Source organism: Singulisphaera rosea, from assembly GCF_054877945.1.
Genome location: NZ_JBTYIP020000013.1, coordinates 78026 through 93211 on the forward strand (window position 1 = coordinate 78026; position 15186 = coordinate 93211).

General features: G+C 66.0%; 14 protein-coding genes. 4 read left to right on the forward strand and 10 right to left on the reverse strand.

Annotated features, from left to right (window positions below; genetic code table 11):
- Nucleotides 1-314 precede the first annotated feature (314 nt).
- Entirely contained in the window at nucleotides 315-560 is a 246-nt protein-coding gene (locus tag ACYOEI_RS21555) for a hypothetical protein (RefSeq protein ID WP_462851633.1), read from the forward strand.
- Nucleotides 561-567: 7 nt separating this feature from the next.
- Here ACYOEI_RS21555 and ACYOEI_RS21560 read toward each other — a convergent pair whose 3' ends face one another.
- The 9 genes from ACYOEI_RS21560 to ACYOEI_RS21600 form a co-directional block, all read right to left on the reverse strand.
- Nucleotides 568-1176, reverse strand: coding sequence for a metallophosphoesterase family protein (locus ACYOEI_RS21560; protein ID WP_462851635.1), 609 nt, complete (start codon nucleotides 1174-1176; stop codon nucleotides 568-570).
- 128 nt (nucleotides 1177-1304) lie between these two features.
- Nucleotides 1305-1775, reverse strand: a complete 471-nt coding sequence (locus tag ACYOEI_RS21565; protein ID WP_462851636.1) for a hypothetical protein — start codon at nucleotides 1773-1775, stop codon at nucleotides 1305-1307.
- Between the two features lie 120 nt (nucleotides 1776-1895).
- Nucleotides 1896-3020, reverse strand: a complete 1125-nt coding sequence (locus ACYOEI_RS21570) for a DUF1559 family PulG-like putative transporter (protein ID WP_462851637.1) — start codon at nucleotides 3018-3020, stop codon at nucleotides 1896-1898.
- An 836-nt stretch (nucleotides 3021-3856) separates the two neighbouring features.
- Entirely contained in the window at nucleotides 3857-4738 is an 882-nt protein-coding gene (locus ACYOEI_RS21575) for a DNA-methyltransferase (RefSeq protein WP_462851638.1), read from the reverse strand.
- 4 nt (nucleotides 4739-4742) lie between these two features.
- On the reverse strand, nucleotides 4743-5867 hold the full coding sequence (locus ACYOEI_RS21580) for a sigma-54 interaction domain-containing protein (RefSeq protein ID WP_462851639.1): 1125 nt from the start codon (nucleotides 5865-5867) through the stop codon (nucleotides 4743-4745).
- 206 nt (nucleotides 5868-6073) lie between these two features.
- On the reverse strand, nucleotides 6074-8392 hold the full coding sequence (locus ACYOEI_RS21585; RefSeq protein WP_462851640.1) for a HEAT repeat domain-containing protein: 2319 nt from the start codon (nucleotides 8390-8392) through the stop codon (nucleotides 6074-6076).
- A gap of 56 nt (nucleotides 8393-8448) precedes the next feature.
- Nucleotides 8449-8580 carry a hypothetical protein gene (locus ACYOEI_RS21590; protein ID WP_462851641.1) on the reverse strand — a complete coding sequence of 44 codons (132 nt, stop codon included), beginning with the start codon at nucleotides 8578-8580 and terminating at the stop codon, nucleotides 8449-8451.
- A 285-nt stretch (nucleotides 8581-8865) separates the two neighbouring features.
- On the reverse strand, nucleotides 8866-10245 hold the full coding sequence (gene argH / locus ACYOEI_RS21595) for an argininosuccinate lyase (RefSeq protein WP_462851642.1): 1380 nt from the start codon (nucleotides 10243-10245) through the stop codon (nucleotides 8866-8868).
- 225 nt (nucleotides 10246-10470) lie between these two features.
- On the reverse strand, nucleotides 10471-11049 hold the full coding sequence (locus ACYOEI_RS21600; RefSeq protein WP_462851643.1) for a superoxide dismutase family protein: 579 nt from the start codon (nucleotides 11047-11049) through the stop codon (nucleotides 10471-10473).
- 526 nt (nucleotides 11050-11575) lie between these two features.
- On the opposite strand from ACYOEI_RS21600, the gene ACYOEI_RS21605 reads away from it, so the two are divergent.
- From ACYOEI_RS21605 to ACYOEI_RS21615, 3 genes are all read left to right on the forward strand, one after another.
- Nucleotides 11576-12010, forward strand: coding sequence for an SET domain-containing protein (locus tag ACYOEI_RS21605; RefSeq protein WP_462851644.1), 435 nt, complete (start codon nucleotides 11576-11578; stop codon nucleotides 12008-12010).
- 334 nt (nucleotides 12011-12344) lie between these two features.
- Nucleotides 12345-13160, forward strand: coding sequence for a hypothetical protein (locus ACYOEI_RS21610; protein ID WP_462851645.1), 816 nt, complete (start codon nucleotides 12345-12347; stop codon nucleotides 13158-13160).
- 96 nt (nucleotides 13161-13256) lie between these two features.
- Nucleotides 13257-14399 carry a hypothetical protein gene (locus ACYOEI_RS21615; RefSeq protein WP_462851646.1) on the forward strand — a complete coding sequence of 381 codons (1143 nt, stop codon included), beginning with the start codon at nucleotides 13257-13259 and terminating at the stop codon, nucleotides 14397-14399.
- Between the two features lie 68 nt (nucleotides 14400-14467).
- Here the strand turns inward: ACYOEI_RS21615 and ACYOEI_RS21620 are convergent, their stop codons facing one another.
- A complete protein-coding gene (locus ACYOEI_RS21620; protein ID WP_462851647.1) occupies nucleotides 14468-14977 on the reverse strand; it encodes a hypothetical protein in 510 nt (169 codons plus the stop codon).
- Nucleotides 14978-15186: the final 209 nt, after the last annotated feature.

Here is a 15186-nt window from a genome sequence, read left to right on the forward strand (position 1 = left end):
CTAGGAAAACGAGAGAAGACGATCCGCAGATGACGCGGATTGGCACAGATAAAATTGATAGATCGCGAGATTTTATTTTATCTCTGCCAATCTGCGTCATCTGCGGATGAATCTGTCTTTTCTTGTCCATGTTTCATCGGTTGTTCGTTCTATGTAGATTCCTGGTCGTTGAACAAATTGACTCGCTTGCGCTTCGGGCTTGTGTTCGGAGAGAGGCGACAAGAACGTAATCCGCCCATGGGGCGAATCGGCCAGGCCCCGAGCGGCCAGGATTCGTCCGGCCTGCCACCATCCTCCTTCGGGACCCATCGAACATGAACCGAGCGACGACCCCGCGGCGACTCTCGCTCGCCTTCGCCCTGCTCGCGGTCGCAGGCTGCGGCCCTTCCGTCGAGCCACCCCCGACCTCACCGGTGCTGACCCCGGAGTCGACGAAGGCCGTCATCAACAAGGTCAACGAGGCCCGAGGGCAGATGAAGCCCGTGGGATTGCCGAAGAAGAAGAGCCCCGCCAAGAAACGGATTTCCACCGCACTCGCCGGGCCGGCCACGATCTCCTGAAACGTCGTCAGCCGCCCTCCACAATCCATTCGATCCCCGATGGCCCCGCGTTGACGACCGGCGTGTGGCCGATGATCGCGGTCTTCCCGGCGCAGCCGTGGATGTGGCCGCAGACGACCAGGGACGGGTGGACGCGGAGGATGGCGTCGCGGACGGCCCGGCTGCCGAGGCTCTGGCCGTTCGAGGCGACGTCGACCGCCCCCTTGGGGGGCGAGTGGCTCACGAGGACACATCCCGGAGGACAGCCTTCCAGCAGCCCCTCGGCCTGCTCCTCGTTGAAGTCGTAGCTCCAGGCCCCGAACGGGGTGACCGGGATCCCCCCACCAATCCCGAAGAAGGTGATGCCGGAGAGGGTGACTCCATTGCCGTGCAGGATGTGGACCCCGGGCCAACCGTGGCAGGCCCGGGTCAGTTCGTCGGTCGACTCGTTGTTGCCGGCGACGAGGACCGTGGGCTTGCCCACGAACCTGAGCACGTCGATGCAGACGGAGAGTTGTCGCCGGACATTCCCGAAGTCGCCGGCACCGACGAGGATGTCGGCGGAGTCGGACTGTTCCACCAGATGCCCGGCGGCCGAAGCGTCGGCATGGAGGTCGCTGAAGAGGAGGAGCTTCAAGGCCACGATCCTCCGGAGAGGGCAGGGCACGAGATCGAGGTCGGGATCCCTCGTGCCACGATACCGGGCGGATCGGGCCCTGGGAAGGCGGACGCGGCACGCTCGAGGGCGGGCCGACGACCGGCAGGTCAGCCCTTCCGAGATCCCTTGCCGCCCGTGATCTGGGCCGGGGTGCCGGGGGCCTTGGGGGCGGCCTGGAATTCCTGGGCCGTCATCTTCTGGAGGGTCGAGCCGTCCTGCATGAGGACGATGCCCCCCGAGTCGGGGGCCGTCTTCTCGTAGGCAAGGATCTTATCGGCCGCCCCCGCGACGACGGGTGCCCCGAAGAGGAACACGATCTCGCCGGTCTTCACCTTGTAACAGCCGGTCGGGAACGCGCGCTCATATTTGGCGAACTCAGACGGCTTCGCGACCGGCTTCCCTCCGTTTTTTTCGCCGTTGCGGATCTCGAGCATCTGCTTCAGGTCGTCGAAGCCCTGGTTCGTGACGTTCTCCTTGCGGGCCTCCGACGTTGCCGGCGTAGGGGACGAGTTGCAGCCCCCGGACCCCGCGGCCGCGATCAACGCCGCCGCCAGGACTCCGCGAATCGGGCGAATCATCGATGACGCTCCTCGGCGTGGTAATGAAAGAGGGGCAGCCCGAATACCGGGCCGCCCCGCGATAGTAACGTTCTGCCCCTCTTTCGAGAGACGCTCGATCCAAAGGCTCAGGCTGAGGAATCACAAAGCGTCGGCGCTGATGATTTCGCCGCCGGCCCGGGTGCCGACGGCGCCCCAGGTGAGGGGATTGACCGTGTTCTTGATGAACTTGACCGAGCCGTCGCAGGCGACCATGTTGACGCCGCCGGGGTGCCAGCTCCTCGCGGCGGTGTGAGCGGCCGTGATGGAGCTATCCCCGCAGTCGGGCCAGGGCTTGTTGGGGGTGTAGGTGTGGGTGTAGTTGGTGCATTCGGGGATGAACCGATAGTACTCGAGGCCGCGGTAGGCGAGCAGGCGACTCGTGAGCGACTGGCAGACCGTCGGGACGACCTGGGTCGGGTTCGTGAACGTGCCGCCGGCCTGGTGCGGGTCGAGGTAGCCATTGCCGGTCATCGCCGTGGCGAGCGCCGGCCAGCTCGACGAGACGCCCGCGTTCCCGTAGCGCGAGCGGATCGTTTCGGCGAACAGGGCGGTGTTCGAGGTGCCGTCGCTGATCGCGGCGATCGTGCAGGGCAAGACCCTCAGGTATTGCGGGTTGCCGGCGCCGTTGATCGTCTGCGGCTGGCCGAGGTCGTACTGGACGATGAACGGCCCGACAAAACCCGAGTTCGGCTCCGAAAGGACCGGGCAAGGGCCCCCCGCGGTGTAGGGGCAGTTGTAGTACTGGGCCGCCGTGTACCCGAGGTTCCCAAAGTAGTTCGTCTTGCCGCAAGGGATATTGCTCCCCCCCACGTCACCGCACGTCCCCGAGGACGGGTCCGACGGGCAGAGGAAAGCGTTCACCTGCGTCAGCCGAGCGGTCTCATTGATCTCCAGGCTGCCTCCCCCGTTCGAATCGACGGCGAGGTTCCAGGTGTTGAAGAGGTTCCCCTGCTCGAGATACGGCATCATGATGGGGAGGAAATTCACCCGGCTGCCGCCCATCGAAACGTACGGATAGGGGCCGAAGTTCGGGGGGAGCGTGGAGTTGGTCGACTCGAAGTTCAGGGCCGCCAGCCCCATCTGCTTGAGGTTATTGACGCACTGCGCACGCCGGGCCGCCTCGCGGGCCGACTGCACCGCGGGCAACAAGAGTGCGATCAACACGGCAATGATCGCAATGACCACGAGGAGCTCAATTAAAGTAAAACCGCGGCGTTGCGCCATCTTGATCTCTCCGATCCCGATAATGAGTTCACTCCGCCACGGCACGAGGCGGCCTCAACCGAAGCTGGGAGGCTGCCCGGCTCGTCCGGACACCGCGCGGCGTCCAGGATGGTGGAACAATGATCGGCCTCCGGCCGAAAGGGCCATCGCCCTGGGCTGGTCCAGGTACGAGAGACCCTATAATGTCGAGCGGGCCCACGCCGAGAGCGTAGGCGGACGGGGGGAGAACCCGCACGACTTGCGAAAGTATAGACAGCTTTACGAACAGGATCAAGCCAATGCTGGTTTCTTCATTTTCTGCGTTTTGTCATTGTGAAGGAATCGAGATGACCACACGACTAAAAAGTCACACTCTTACACCCAAAACGTGACCAAGCACCATGGCATGAACCCATACACCTCTCATCGCAAGGGCGAACGTCCGATCCGAACTCTATTTTCTATCGCATCCGAAGTCCGGTGGGCGGCGTTGAAACGGGAAGAAGGCAGGACAGGGAACAGCTTGCCTTGCTTTTGCAAGCGCAATTACCCGATCGGGATTCGGGACGGATGAGACGGGTGCCCCACAACTCCACCGAAAGCGAAGCGAGACGCCGGAGAGGAGGGACCTTTTTCAAGTCGCCTAACAAGCCGAGCCGAATGCCGCGGGGCAAGAGTGCCCCACCCACCGGGGGGAGGGTGGCGTACGGCACGTGCCCGTTCGATTTCTGGACCCTGGGATGCTGAGCCGGATCTATCGATGTGTACGCGCAGGCTCAAGCCGTGTATGCGCAGGCTCAAGCCTCGGCCGGGAAGGCCGAGGCTTGAGGATTTGTCGGGGGAGCGGGGGGAAGCAGTTACCGGGCGCGGGAACGGGCGGCGACGGGTTTGGCGCTGGCCAGGGGCTCGGGGGCCCCTTCGAGGGGTTGGCCGACTCGGGCGGCGTCGAGGCGGGACTGGATCTGAGCGGCATAGTCGGGGGAGAGCTCGAAGCCGAGGTAGCGACGGCCTAGCTTCTTGGCGACGACCAGGGTCGTGCCGCTGCCGCCGAAGGGGTCGAGGACGACCTCGCCGGGGTTCGAGCAGGCGCGGATGATCCGACCGAGCAGTTGCTCGGGCATCTGGCAGCCGTGCCAGCCTGCGCGTTCCTTGAACGTGCCGCAGACGCGGGGGACGTACCAGGTGTCGCCGTCGGCGGGGAAGCTGTCGGGGATGTCCTGAGGGCGGAGGATCCAGGTGTCGTCGGGGATCCGGCCTTTGGGATTTGCCCTCGCATCGCCGTAGACCAACTGACGCGCCGAGGGGACCCGGATGTCCGCGTCGTTGAAGGTGAAAGACTTCGCGTCCTTGGAGAAGTAGAACAGGTGGGCGTGGCTCCGGCTGAACTTCTTCTTGCAGTGGACGCCGAAGGTGTAATACCAGATCACCCAGCTCCGGAGCGACAGGCGACGCTCGCGGTGGAAGATGAGTTTGAGCTCGGCCGCGTACTCGTCGCCGATCGCCAGCCAGAAGGTCCCCGTCGGCTTGAGGACGCGGGCGACTTCGGTCGCCCAGAGCCTCGTCCAGTCGAGGTACTTGTCTTCGTCGAGCCGGTCGTCGTAGACGTCGTAATCATAGCCGATGTTGAACGGAGGGTCGGCGAAGACCAGGTCGATCGACTCGGACTCGACCCGTTTGAAGAGGTCGAGGCAATCCCCTTGGTGCAGGCGGTCGAGGGCCAACGGGCCGTTCTCTGACATTCGATCACTCCTCGTCGACGGGGGCAGGGGGAATCGAGTCACCAAGGGGCTGGCCGTTGCCACTCTCGTCGCTGTCGATCCGATACTGGGCGAGCTTCTTGTGCAGGGTGTTTCGGTTGATCCCCAGCCGGGCGGCGGCCTTGATCTGGACCCGTTCGCAGGCCATGAGGACCTGCTGGATCAGCTCGCGCTCGACCTGGTCGACGATCCGCTTGTGGAGGTCGTTGGCCTGGGGTCCCGCGGCGCGGACGCCCTGGCGAACCAGCTCGGCGGTCATGCTCGCGAGGTCGCCCCCCCTCGAGCGGATCGGCCGCGGGGCCGCGATGCCGCGCAACTGGGGAGGCAGGTGCTCGACCGTGAGCTCCGGGCCGTCCCCCAGGATCACGGCGCGCTCGACGTAGTTCTGCAACTCGCGGACGTTGCCCGGCCAGTCGTGCTCGCGTAGGAGGCGCATCGCCTCCGGATGGACGCGGCGGACCTCGCGGCGGTTCTGCTCGGCGTAGCGCTTCAGGAAGGCGTCGACCAGCAGGCTGATGTCCTCCCGGCGCTCGCGGAGCGGCGGGAGGTAGATCGGCACGACGTTGAGCCGGTAATAAAGGTCTTCGCGGAATCGGCCCGAGTCGATCTCGTCGAGTAGGTCGCGGTTGGTGGCGGCGATGATCCGGGTGTCGACCTTCTTGGTGCTCGTGTCGCCGACGCGCTCGAACTCCCCTTCCTGGAGGACGCGGAGCAGCTTGACCTGGAGCTTGGGGGAGGTGCTGTTAACCTCATCGAGGAAGATGCTGCCGGTGTGGGCGGCCTCGAACCGGCCGGTGCGGTTGTCGACGGCCCCGGTGAACGAGCCTTTGACGTGGCCGAAGAGCTCGCTCTCGAGGAGGCTCTCCGAAAGGGCACCGCAGTTGACGCGGATGTAGGGGCCGGAGTACCTCGGGCTGAGGTCGTGGATGGCGCGGGCGATGAGCTCCTTGCCGGTCCCGGTCTCGCCGACGATGAGGACGCACGCGCGCGACGGTGCGACTTGCTGGGTCGTCCGGAAGACCTCGAGCATCGGCGGCCCGGAGCCGATGATCCCCGGCAATGTGAGGTCTCCCACCGGGCGGGGGGAAGGTCGATCGTAAGGGGTGGCCATCGCCGCGCGTCCTTCCCAACCCAAAAGGCCGGCGACCGTCCCCGGGCGTGCGAGCCGCACCGAGGCCGGCCGATAGACCTTCCTCTCCTGATCCTAATCCTAATCCTAGTCCTGTCCGGGTCATCCGGGCATTCGGTCGAACGCCCGGGACACGGCCGGTCGGGCGTCAACCGCCCTCGGGCAGGCATCCGACATCACTCGAGACATCACGGTTTGGCGTCGGCCGGAGGCGGGACGGCCTCGGCGTTGGGCGACTCTTCGGCCGGGGCCGGCGGAGAGGGGGCCGATTCCGGTGCGGGGGTCGCCGGGGTTGCGGGAACGGGGACGTTGACGAGCGGCAAGTTATACCCTCTCAGCCGGGTACCGACCGGGGCCGACCTGGGCCGGAGAGCCCCGACGACCGAGGCCAGGCCCGCCCGCAAAGAGGGGTCCTGTTCGCGGTCCAGGGCCACGGCGAGTGCGACCTCCTGGTCGCCCGTCACCAGGGGGCCGAACCGCTGGAGGCTCCGGGTCAGTTGGGCTGCGGAATTGAGCCGCAAGGGGGCCGGCTTGGACGGGTCGAGCAGGACGTCGGCCAGGCCGCGTTGGGCCCCCGCGTCGGCGATGTCGCCCAGCGTCGAAGACACCGCGAGGCTGGTCGCCGGGGCGTTGAGCGCGAACGCCAGGGCGGGCTCGACGCGGGTGAGATCCGGCTCGAACGGGCTGCCCGGCCTTGCGGCGATCTGGGCGAGCAAAGCACCCGCCTCCTGGGCATACGCCGCGCGAGCTTCGGGCGAGAGCCCCGACGGTCGGCCGCCGATCTGCCGCTCGAGCGAGGTCGCATTCGGGGGCGTGACCACGAACTTGACGCCCGGGTAGTTCGCCAACGTCGGGGCCAGGTCCACTTCCATCTTGAGCGGGCCGACGACGTACGTCGGGATCTCGCTCGTCCGGGCGTCGGACCGGAGGTTCGACAGGGTGTCGACGAGCCGCCAGCTCCCCTCGATCGAGTGGGGATCAACCAGAATCAGCTCGACGTCGGCCGACTCGGCGGCGGCGCGGAAGCCTTTGTCGCCGGTCGGGGCGAGGATGCTTTCATAGCCCAGTGCGTTGAGGTCGCCGACCAAGCGTCCCCCTCGGGCGTTGTTGCCGTCGATGACGATCGCCTTGGGGGAGGAGTGCCCGGTCAGGAACCGGCCGAGGACCGGGACGAGTAAGCTCGACCCCGCGAATCGGTGAGGAGGCTCGAGGCGGACGAGGGCGCGGGCGGCCGCGAACTGGACCCGTCGGCTCGGGGCCGAGAGGGCCTCGACCAGCGGATGGAGCCCCCGGCCGTTCGCCAGCACGTCGCGGTCGGTCACCTGGCCCAGGGCGGTCGCGGCGGTGGCCGCCAGGTCGAGCTTGCCGTCGGCGATCGCCGTCCGGAGCACCTGGCCGAGGATCGCCGGCCCCGAGGCCAGGGCGGTCGAATAGGCGTCGGTCGGGTCGCTCGCGGGGAAGTTCGTGAAGCCCGCCCGTTCGACGGCCTTATCCAAGGCCAGGCTGACGAACACGACCTGGGCCGGCACGCTCGACGGGTCGAGCCGCAAGGCCTGGCGGGCCAGCCGCAGGCCGAAGTACGCCTCAGCCTCGCTCTTCGTCACCTCGTGGGCTTCGGGCAGCTTGCGGGCTTCGCTCCAGGACCAGACCCGGACGAGGTCGCCGGGGAACTCGACGGCGTGGACGTGGAACTTCCTCGCCTGGTCGACCAGGGTATGGACCGGCGACTTCCGCTGCGACGCGATCGACCGGCCCGTGATCCGTTCGACGGCGCGTCGGGCGGCCTCCTGGGCCGGCGAGTCGTCGACGCTGAGGGCCGCGAGGTAGGTCAGGTCCGACAGCGCCCTCGGGTCGCCGATCGAGCCCAGGGCATCGGCCACGTCGGCCACGAGCTTGGGATCGGTGCTGTCGAGGGTCGCGATCAGCGGGGGGACGACCGAGCGGCCGAGCCGACCGATGTTCACGGTGATCAGCGCCCGGTCGGTCGCGGAGATGCCGGGCTGGTCGAGGGCCTTGACCAGGGCCGGGACGGCGTAGGGGCCCGACTCTCGGAGTCGCTCGACGGCATAGTCCTGCTCGTGGCGGGTCTTCGTGAGCGCGGCGATGAACCGGTCGATCCGATCCGTCCGGGTCGAGTTGCGGAGGACCGCGGCGGCGAACATGTCATTCAGGGGCTTCGCCAGCTTCCGGGTCTCGGGATAGTTGTCCAGGCGGAGGACCGAACCGACGCCGTACCGGTCGCGGATCTCGACCAACGCGGCGTCGTCGGGCTGGCTCTTGAGGAACTTGTCGAGGAAGGGGAGGGCGTGCGAAGGCTGCCCGGTGCGGACGAGGTAGTCGGCCGCGTTCCAGAGCTCCTGCGGCGTCTTCGGTTCCGGGATGAACGATTCGGGGCCGGGGACCTGGCCTCGGACGTCGGCGACGCCCCCCAGCGCGAGGAGTGCCGAGAAGCAGGCCACGACGCAGGACTTCGCCAGGCGGTCGCGGTAGGAGGGGTTTCGGCGCATTGGGGTCGGGTCCGCTTTGCTAGGCCATCGGTGAGGACGAATCGAAACCGTTGACGTTAGATTCCCAGGCGCTCCTGGACGACCAGGTCTTCGTAGGTCTCGCGTCGACGGACCAGGCGGCCTTCCGCCCCATCGACGAGCACCTCGGCGGCGCGGGGACGCGTGTTGTGGTTAGAGGTCATGACCATGACGTACGCCCCGGTCGAGCGGGGGAGGGCACAGCCTTTCGCCAGGAAGTCTCCGCTCTCGCAGACCGGCCAGATCCGGCGGAACGACTTCGGAGAGCGTGGGCCGGATCCGGGCGTTCATCGCGGCTCCCCGAAACCGGGACCGCTTCACTCCCGACTGCTTGGTATATAACACACGACTGGCCGGGGTGCCGGGGTTGGGTGCCATGGGCTGGTATTCCACTCCGTGAGCCAACGCAACGGATGGCGCCGGGCCTCGCCGAGAGGACCGCCTCGCGATCGACATCAAGCCAACTTCGCCTTCCAGGCGGCCAACTGCCGGTCCACCTCGGCAGGCGCGGTGGATCCGTACGACCGGAACGCCTTGACAGCGTTGGCGACGCCTAGGATCTCCTTGACGCCGGCCCCGAGGCTCTCGTGGGCCTTGGCGAAGGCCTCGTCGGGCAGGTCCGCCAGTCGCCGGAGCTTCTGCTGCACGCAGAGGCCGACCAGGTGGCCGATGACCTCGTGGGCGGTGCGCTGGGGGACCCCCTTGAGGATCAGGTACTCCATCAAGGTCGTGGCGTCGAGAAAGCCTTCGTCGAGCCTCGCAGCGATCGTATCGGCCCGGAGGGTTGCGCCGGCGACGACGACGGCCGCCAGTTCCAGGCACGCCTCGACGGTGTCGAAGGCGTCGAAGATCGGCTCCTTGTCTTCCTGGAGGTCGCGGTTGTAGGCGAGCGGCAGCCCCTTGATGAGTACCAAGAGCGTGTTGAGCGCCCCGACGACGCGGGCGGTGCGGCCCCGGATCAGCTCCAGGACGTCGGGGTTCTTCTTCTGCGGCATGATGCTGCTGCCGGTGCAGATCGCGTCGGGGAGCGCCAGGAAGGAGAACTCCTGGGTGCTCCAGAGGACCCACTCCTCGGCCCATCCCGAGAGGTGCTCGGCGATGAGCGTCAGGACGAAGACCGACTCGACGGCGAAGTCGCGGTCGCTGGAGACGTCGAGGCTGTTGGCCGCGACCGAGTCGAAGCCGAGAGCTTGCGCGACATGCTCGCGGTCGATCGGCAAGGTCGTGCCGGCCAGGGCCGCGGCCCCCAGCGGGAGGACATTCAGTCGCTTGCGACAGTCGGCCACGCGATCGCGGTCTCGGGCGAGCTTCTCGACGTACGCGAGGAAATAGTGGGGCGCGAGCACCGGCTGGGCGCGCTGGAGGTGCGTGTAGCCGGGGAGGATCAGGTCGCGATGTCGGTCGGCGGCCGCGACGAAGGCCCGCTGGAGCTCGGTGAGCCGTCCCTCGACCCGGTCCAGGGCGTCGCGAATCCAAAGTTTGACGTCGGTCGCGACCTGGTCGTTGCGGCTCCTGGCGGTGTGCAGCTTCCGGCCGACGTCCCCAAGGCGATCGATCAGGGCCGCCTCGACGTGCATGTGCACGTCCTCGCGTTCGAGCGTGAACGCAAAGTTCCCCGACTCGATCTCAGCCCGAATTTCCGACAAACCCCGCACAATTTGCTGGCATTCGTCGGAAGTGATCAAACCCACGTGGGCGAGCATCTCGGCGTGCGCGACCGAACCCCGGATGTCGTGCTCGAAGAGTCGACGATCAAACGAGATCGATTCCGTGAAACGCTCGACGCGACGATCGGTTCCTTCGCCGAACCGGCCACCCCAGGCTTTGCTTGCCACCGATCATCGCCCTCAACTCGAATCGCAGTGCGCACAACATTGGCACAGACCCGCCTTATTTTAGGCAGTCCTAGGTCGTGAGTCAACACGCCGAGCGAGGGCTCGGGTGGGGTTCCGGCAATATGCCGAGATGGGGAAGGAGGGGCGAAGAGTGAGGATTGCGGAAGGAGTGGAAGTCCCGACACCCGGCTCATTTCGCAAGGACGTGGGTGTCGGGACGGTTTGTTACTTGGCGGAAGCGGGGGTCGCGCGGGCGACGCCGATGGCGCCGGTGGCGACGCGATCGCCGGCGGCGCCGGCGGGCTGGCTCTTGAGGTCGTCGGCCTTGGCGTGGACGACGACGCCTCGACCGAGGATCGACGCCGGGCCGGAGAAGCTCAGGGCCGGGTCGACGACGTCGAGCTTGGCATGGCCCTTCTCATCGGCCTCGATGTTGCCGAGGTCGCCGACGTGCCGCTTACCGGCGGACGGGGCGGCGTGGGGGGAGCCCGTCGGGTTGAAGTGACCGCCGGTCGTCATCCCATCGTCGCCGCTGGTGTCGCCGAACTCGTGGATGTGGAAGCCGTGCGAGCCCGGGGTCAGCCCGTGGATGTGGGCCTCGACGCGGACGCCCTCGGCGGTCTTGGTGAAGGTCACCTTGCCCGACGCCTCGCCCCCCTTCTTGGTCGCGTGCAGGACGGCGACGGCCTTGGTCACCGGCGCGGCCTCCGCGCCATGAGGCGCCTGGGCCTGCGAACCGATCGCGGCCACGGCGACGAGGCCGCCGGCCGCCAGGGCGGATGTAAGGAAGCTCTTGAGTGTCATGGTGCTGTCTCTCCTGGTCGTGTCTCAATTGAGGTTCGGTCGGGACCGCGACGCCCGTGCCGTTGAAAGTTAGCCTGGGGCGATCGCGCTCACAAGGGGCTTCTCGCCCGTCCTCAGGCCGGTCCGGAGCCGTCGGCGACCCCCACGATTTCCGCAAACGAAGGGCCGAGGGCCGAGCCTACTTCGAAAATCCTCGGAGTCTTCTCCTCATCGCCAGCCGCCCTGTCTAGAGCGGCTAACCTTCGCGTGGCATCTCTGATTGATACAAGCCCGAAGCGCAAGCGAGTGGATTTCCACGGGAGAAATCGAAGAAGATTCACTCGCTTGCGCTTCGGGCTTGCAAAAAGCCATTCTGCGGGAGCCCTCGGGTGGTTGCAATCCGGGCGTGATCCGCTCAAAACGCGTGTTATCGACATCTTCGATCACCTGGACAAGCCCCCCCACGGCCTGCGATAAGTTGCCGGGCCGGCCGCTCGAGAGAATCCCGACGGTAGGCCGTCGCGGAGCCGAGCCCCTGGAGAACGACATGCTCGAGCCGAGCGTTACCATTAGAGACTCCCCGGTCCACGGCAAAGGCGTCTTCGCCGACCGGGACATCCCGGCCGGGGCCGCCATCCTCGAATATGCCGGTGAGCGAATCTCCCGCGAGGAGGCCGAGCGCCGCGAGTCGGGGAATGCCGAGGGCGGAGTCACGTACATCCTCTGCTTCGACGAGAGCACCTTCATCGACGGCGCCGTCGGAGGCAACGCGGCGAGATATCTCAATCATTCCTGCGAGCCCAACTGCACGATCCGCCGGGAAGGCGGCCGCGCGACGATCGTCGCCTCGATGCCGATCTTGGCGGGCCATGAACTCTTTTTCGATTATGCATTCGACCCCGACGACACGCCCGTCCCCTGCCATTGCGCCGCGTCGGGATGCCGGGGCGTCCTCAACGAGCTCCCGAGGACGGATCATTAAGTAAGCGGAGACCGCAGTGCGAGGGTGAGACTGAGTTTGCCCCAAACCCACCGCCATGGCCAGCGGCGGCGGCGTCGTTTCAGGGAATGGGGTCGGGTCTCCGGCTTCGATGTCGTTCCGTAAAAGGCCCGATGTGAACCGGGCCGGGAGCCGGTCCCAGCTTTTCTCCGACGGGCGTAACGAAAGTGGGGACCGCTTTCGTGAGGATATGCCGACTTTCGGAACGGACACCGGCCGGGCACACCGATTGACCTGCCAGGCTCGGTCTCGCACAATCGGAAGATCGCAACAATCCTTGAATGGCGAATCTGTTTCCACCGAGGGTCATCCCACGATGTCTTCCGGACAAGCGTCTGATCCGGCCTCCCCCGGCTCGGCGTCGAGCGTCCCTGCCGACGGTCCGATTCTCCCGGCGCAAAGCCCTGTCTCCTCCCCCAAGATCGTCCCTCCCGTGGCGCTCGTGGCGCTGGCCCTGGCCGCCGGTCTCGCGGCCGGGGTCGCGTCGTACTTCATTGGCGAGTCGACCTTCGAGCATTTCAAGGCCGCCTCGGTCACGTCGGACTTCCGAGGCGTGAGCGTCTCGATGCCGAGCGTCGAGACCCAGGCCATGGCCGACATCCAGAATGCGATCCTGACCTACGCGGCGATGGCCATTGCCCTTGCCCTCGCACTCGGGATCGCCGGCGGTCTGGCCCGGCATTCGACGCGGGCGGGCCTGATCGGGGCGGCCGTGGGGATTGTTCTCGGCCTGCTCGCGGCCGTCGGGCTCTCCTACGGCATACTCCCGCCGTTCCTGCGGACGACCACCCAGGCGAATACCGACGACCTCCTCCTGCCGCTGCTCGTCCTGGGGTCGATCTGGGGGGCCATCGGGGCCGCCGGCGGCCTCGCCTTCGGCGTCGGGCTCGGGGGCAAGGACCGGATCCTCCGCGCCACCTTCGGCGGCCTCGTCGGCGGCATCCTCGGCTGCTTCCTCTTCCAACTCGTCGGGGCCGCCGCCTTCCCGCTCGACGGCGCCACCGAGCCCCTCTCGAAGTCGTCGACCTCTCGCATGGTCGCCCGCTTCTCCGTCACGGTCCTCGTCGCCCTCTGCGCCGTGGTGGCCGTCCAGCTCTCGGGGAAGAAAACGCGGAAGGCCTCCGTGGCGTGATCTTAACGTCCCTGGCCCGAAACCCGGTTTTTTCTTCAAAACCGGGTTTCTGACCCCCACTCGACGCCGACAACCCTCGCTGGACGGAGCAAGCTTATGGGTCGGCTGCAGATTTCGATCATGGGGCTAATCTTGACCGTGGTCGTCGCGGCGACGGCGTTCGCCGCGCTTCGGATCGCCTCCAACCTTTGGTTCAGCGTGCTCTATACGGCGACGGCGGGGATCCTGCTGATCGCCGTCATCGCAGCCCGATTGCGGCGAGGAAGTCAGGGGACGTTCTGGTTCGGATTCTCGGTCTTCGGCTGGGGATTCTTTCTCCTGAGCATGGGCCCCTGGGCCATTCGCTTTGAAGAGGTGGGAGGCGACTTCAGCCAGTCAATCAACCAATATTTGCTCTCATCTCGAGTCATTGAATTTATCGTGCCACGAATTCGGGCGGAGACGGATGACCTCGAGGCGATCGACTCGATCACGGCGAATACGGCCGGCATCATCCACCTGTTTATCGTCCTCGCCGTGGCGACCTGCGGGGGTATGATCGCGGTCTTGCTTAAGCCTCGCCGCAGGGCTGTGACGCCGAGCCGGGGCACAAAGCCGGGGTCGGGATCCAAGGTGATTGCCCCGACGACGATCTTCGTGGGGCTCCTCCTCGGCACGCTCTCCGCCTGCATCAATACAAGAGCTCAGCCCACCGAATCGATGACACCCAACCTCGGTTTATTCGGGGAGCCGGCCTTCCACAGACCTGAGGCTCCGCGAAATCGGACGCTCTTGGGCCCCGAAGGCGAACCCACTCTCGCCTCGGTCGCGTCCAGCGACCACAGGACCACAGCCTATCAGTTGATCTGGCTCCCGACCTTCAACCATCCCGTTTGCGTCCGCATCCGCAGGACGGGCGACATTATCAGGCTTCGAGCCGTCGTGCTCGATGGCCGTGGCGGCTACGACTTTGGGAAAGCGGTCATTGACCGAAACCTAACGCTGACCATTGATCAATGGAACACGTTTGAACAGATCGTGGCCGAGAGCGACTTCTGGAACCTCCCGACTCGTGAAGTGCTCAACGGCGGCATGGACGATGGTGACGAACTCACTATCGAAGGGGTGAAGGCCAGGAAGTATCACCGGGTCGACCGTATCATGCCTGACCCTTCCTACACGGAACTCTGCCGCCTGATGCTCGAACTTACCGGCCTCAAGACAAAAGCGACCTGGGAGGGCTACCACCCTCCCAACTGACCATCAAATGAAGGCGAGCCGATCGCTCGAAGGGCAAAACCTTCAAGCGAACAAAAATTTCTTGAGTTTTAAATATTAATCTGTGATGCCATATAGAGAACCAACCAAACGAGTCCAACCAGAGTCCCGAGTGTCTCGATCCAATCCTGAAAAAGCCGCCCCCGCCACTCTCCCATGAGGCCGAGAGCCAGCCAGGCCCCCGCGATCACGGGCGCAGGATAGTTGACCGTGCGCATGGTCAGATAAAAGACGGCGAGCGGAGGACGACCCGAGGTATACATCCTCCCGAGTTCATTCAGGAGGATCGAAATCCCAGTCATCGCCAGGCCGAGGACGGCCGCCGCGCACGCCAGGAACCCCGGCGAGCGGACCAGGTCGTGGTAGCGCGGACGAGATCCGACGATCCGGAGGAAGAACAGCGCAAGGGTCGGCGTCACGAGAAAAGGGGCCGAGGCGCCGAGATAGCGGATCGTGAGGGGATACGACGTCGATATCGGGCCGTTCGGCGAAGGCCGGGGACGCATACTCGCCTGGAACATCTGCCACCAGGATAGGCTCAGACCAATCGCCGCGACCATGACCATCCCGTCTAGCAGATTGAAGCGTCTCGTTCGACCCAAACCCACAGCCGTTTCCATCGTCAATTACCCCACCAGTTCCGTCACCAATGACAGTTGTCGCAGATCGGGTTGCATCGTATCCGACGCGCCGGGGATACGTCCAGGCGCGCCGCCTGGGAATGGGCGAGGCGGGATCGCAACTCACGTTGAGGGGAGGGTGGCCGACG

Excerpts from the sequence above, each read along its gene's own strand:
- ACYOEI_RS21555 (WP_462851633.1), top strand. The coding sequence starts at position 315 with ATGAACCGAGCGACGACCCCGCGGCGACTCTCGCTCGCCTTCGCCCTG.
- ACYOEI_RS21565 (WP_462851636.1), bottom strand. The coding sequence starts at position 1,775 with ATGATTCGCCCGATTCGCGGAGTCCTGGCGGCGGCGTTGATCGCGGCC.
- ACYOEI_RS21570 (WP_462851637.1), bottom strand. The coding sequence starts at position 3,020 with ATGGCGCAACGCCGCGGTTTTACTTTAATTGAGCTCCTCGTGGTCATT.
- ACYOEI_RS21575 (WP_462851638.1), bottom strand. The coding sequence starts at position 4,738 with ATGTCAGAGAACGGCCCGTTGGCCCTCGACCGCCTGCACCAAGGGGAT.
- ACYOEI_RS21580 (WP_462851639.1), bottom strand. The coding sequence starts at position 5,867 with ATGGCCACCCCTTACGATCGACCTTCCCCCCGCCCGGTGGGAGACCTC.
- ACYOEI_RS21585 (WP_462851640.1), bottom strand. The coding sequence starts at position 8,392 with ATGCGCCGAAACCCCTCCTACCGCGACCGCCTGGCGAAGTCCTGCGTC.
- ACYOEI_RS21590 (WP_462851641.1), bottom strand. The coding sequence starts at position 8,580 with ATGGTCATGACCTCTAACCACAACACGCGTCCCCGCGCCGCCGAGGTG.
- ACYOEI_RS21600 (WP_462851643.1), bottom strand. The coding sequence starts at position 11,049 with ATGACACTCAAGAGCTTCCTTACATCCGCCCTGGCGGCCGGCGGCCTC.
- ACYOEI_RS21605 (WP_462851644.1), top strand. The coding sequence starts at position 11,576 with ATGCTCGAGCCGAGCGTTACCATTAGAGACTCCCCGGTCCACGGCAAA.
- ACYOEI_RS21610 (WP_462851645.1), top strand. The coding sequence starts at position 12,345 with ATGTCTTCCGGACAAGCGTCTGATCCGGCCTCCCCCGGCTCGGCGTCG.
- ACYOEI_RS21615 (WP_462851646.1), top strand. The coding sequence starts at position 13,257 with ATGGGTCGGCTGCAGATTTCGATCATGGGGCTAATCTTGACCGTGGTC.
- ACYOEI_RS21620 (WP_462851647.1), bottom strand. The coding sequence starts at position 14,977 with ATGGTCGCGGCGATTGGTCTGAGCCTATCCTGGTGGCAGATGTTCCAG.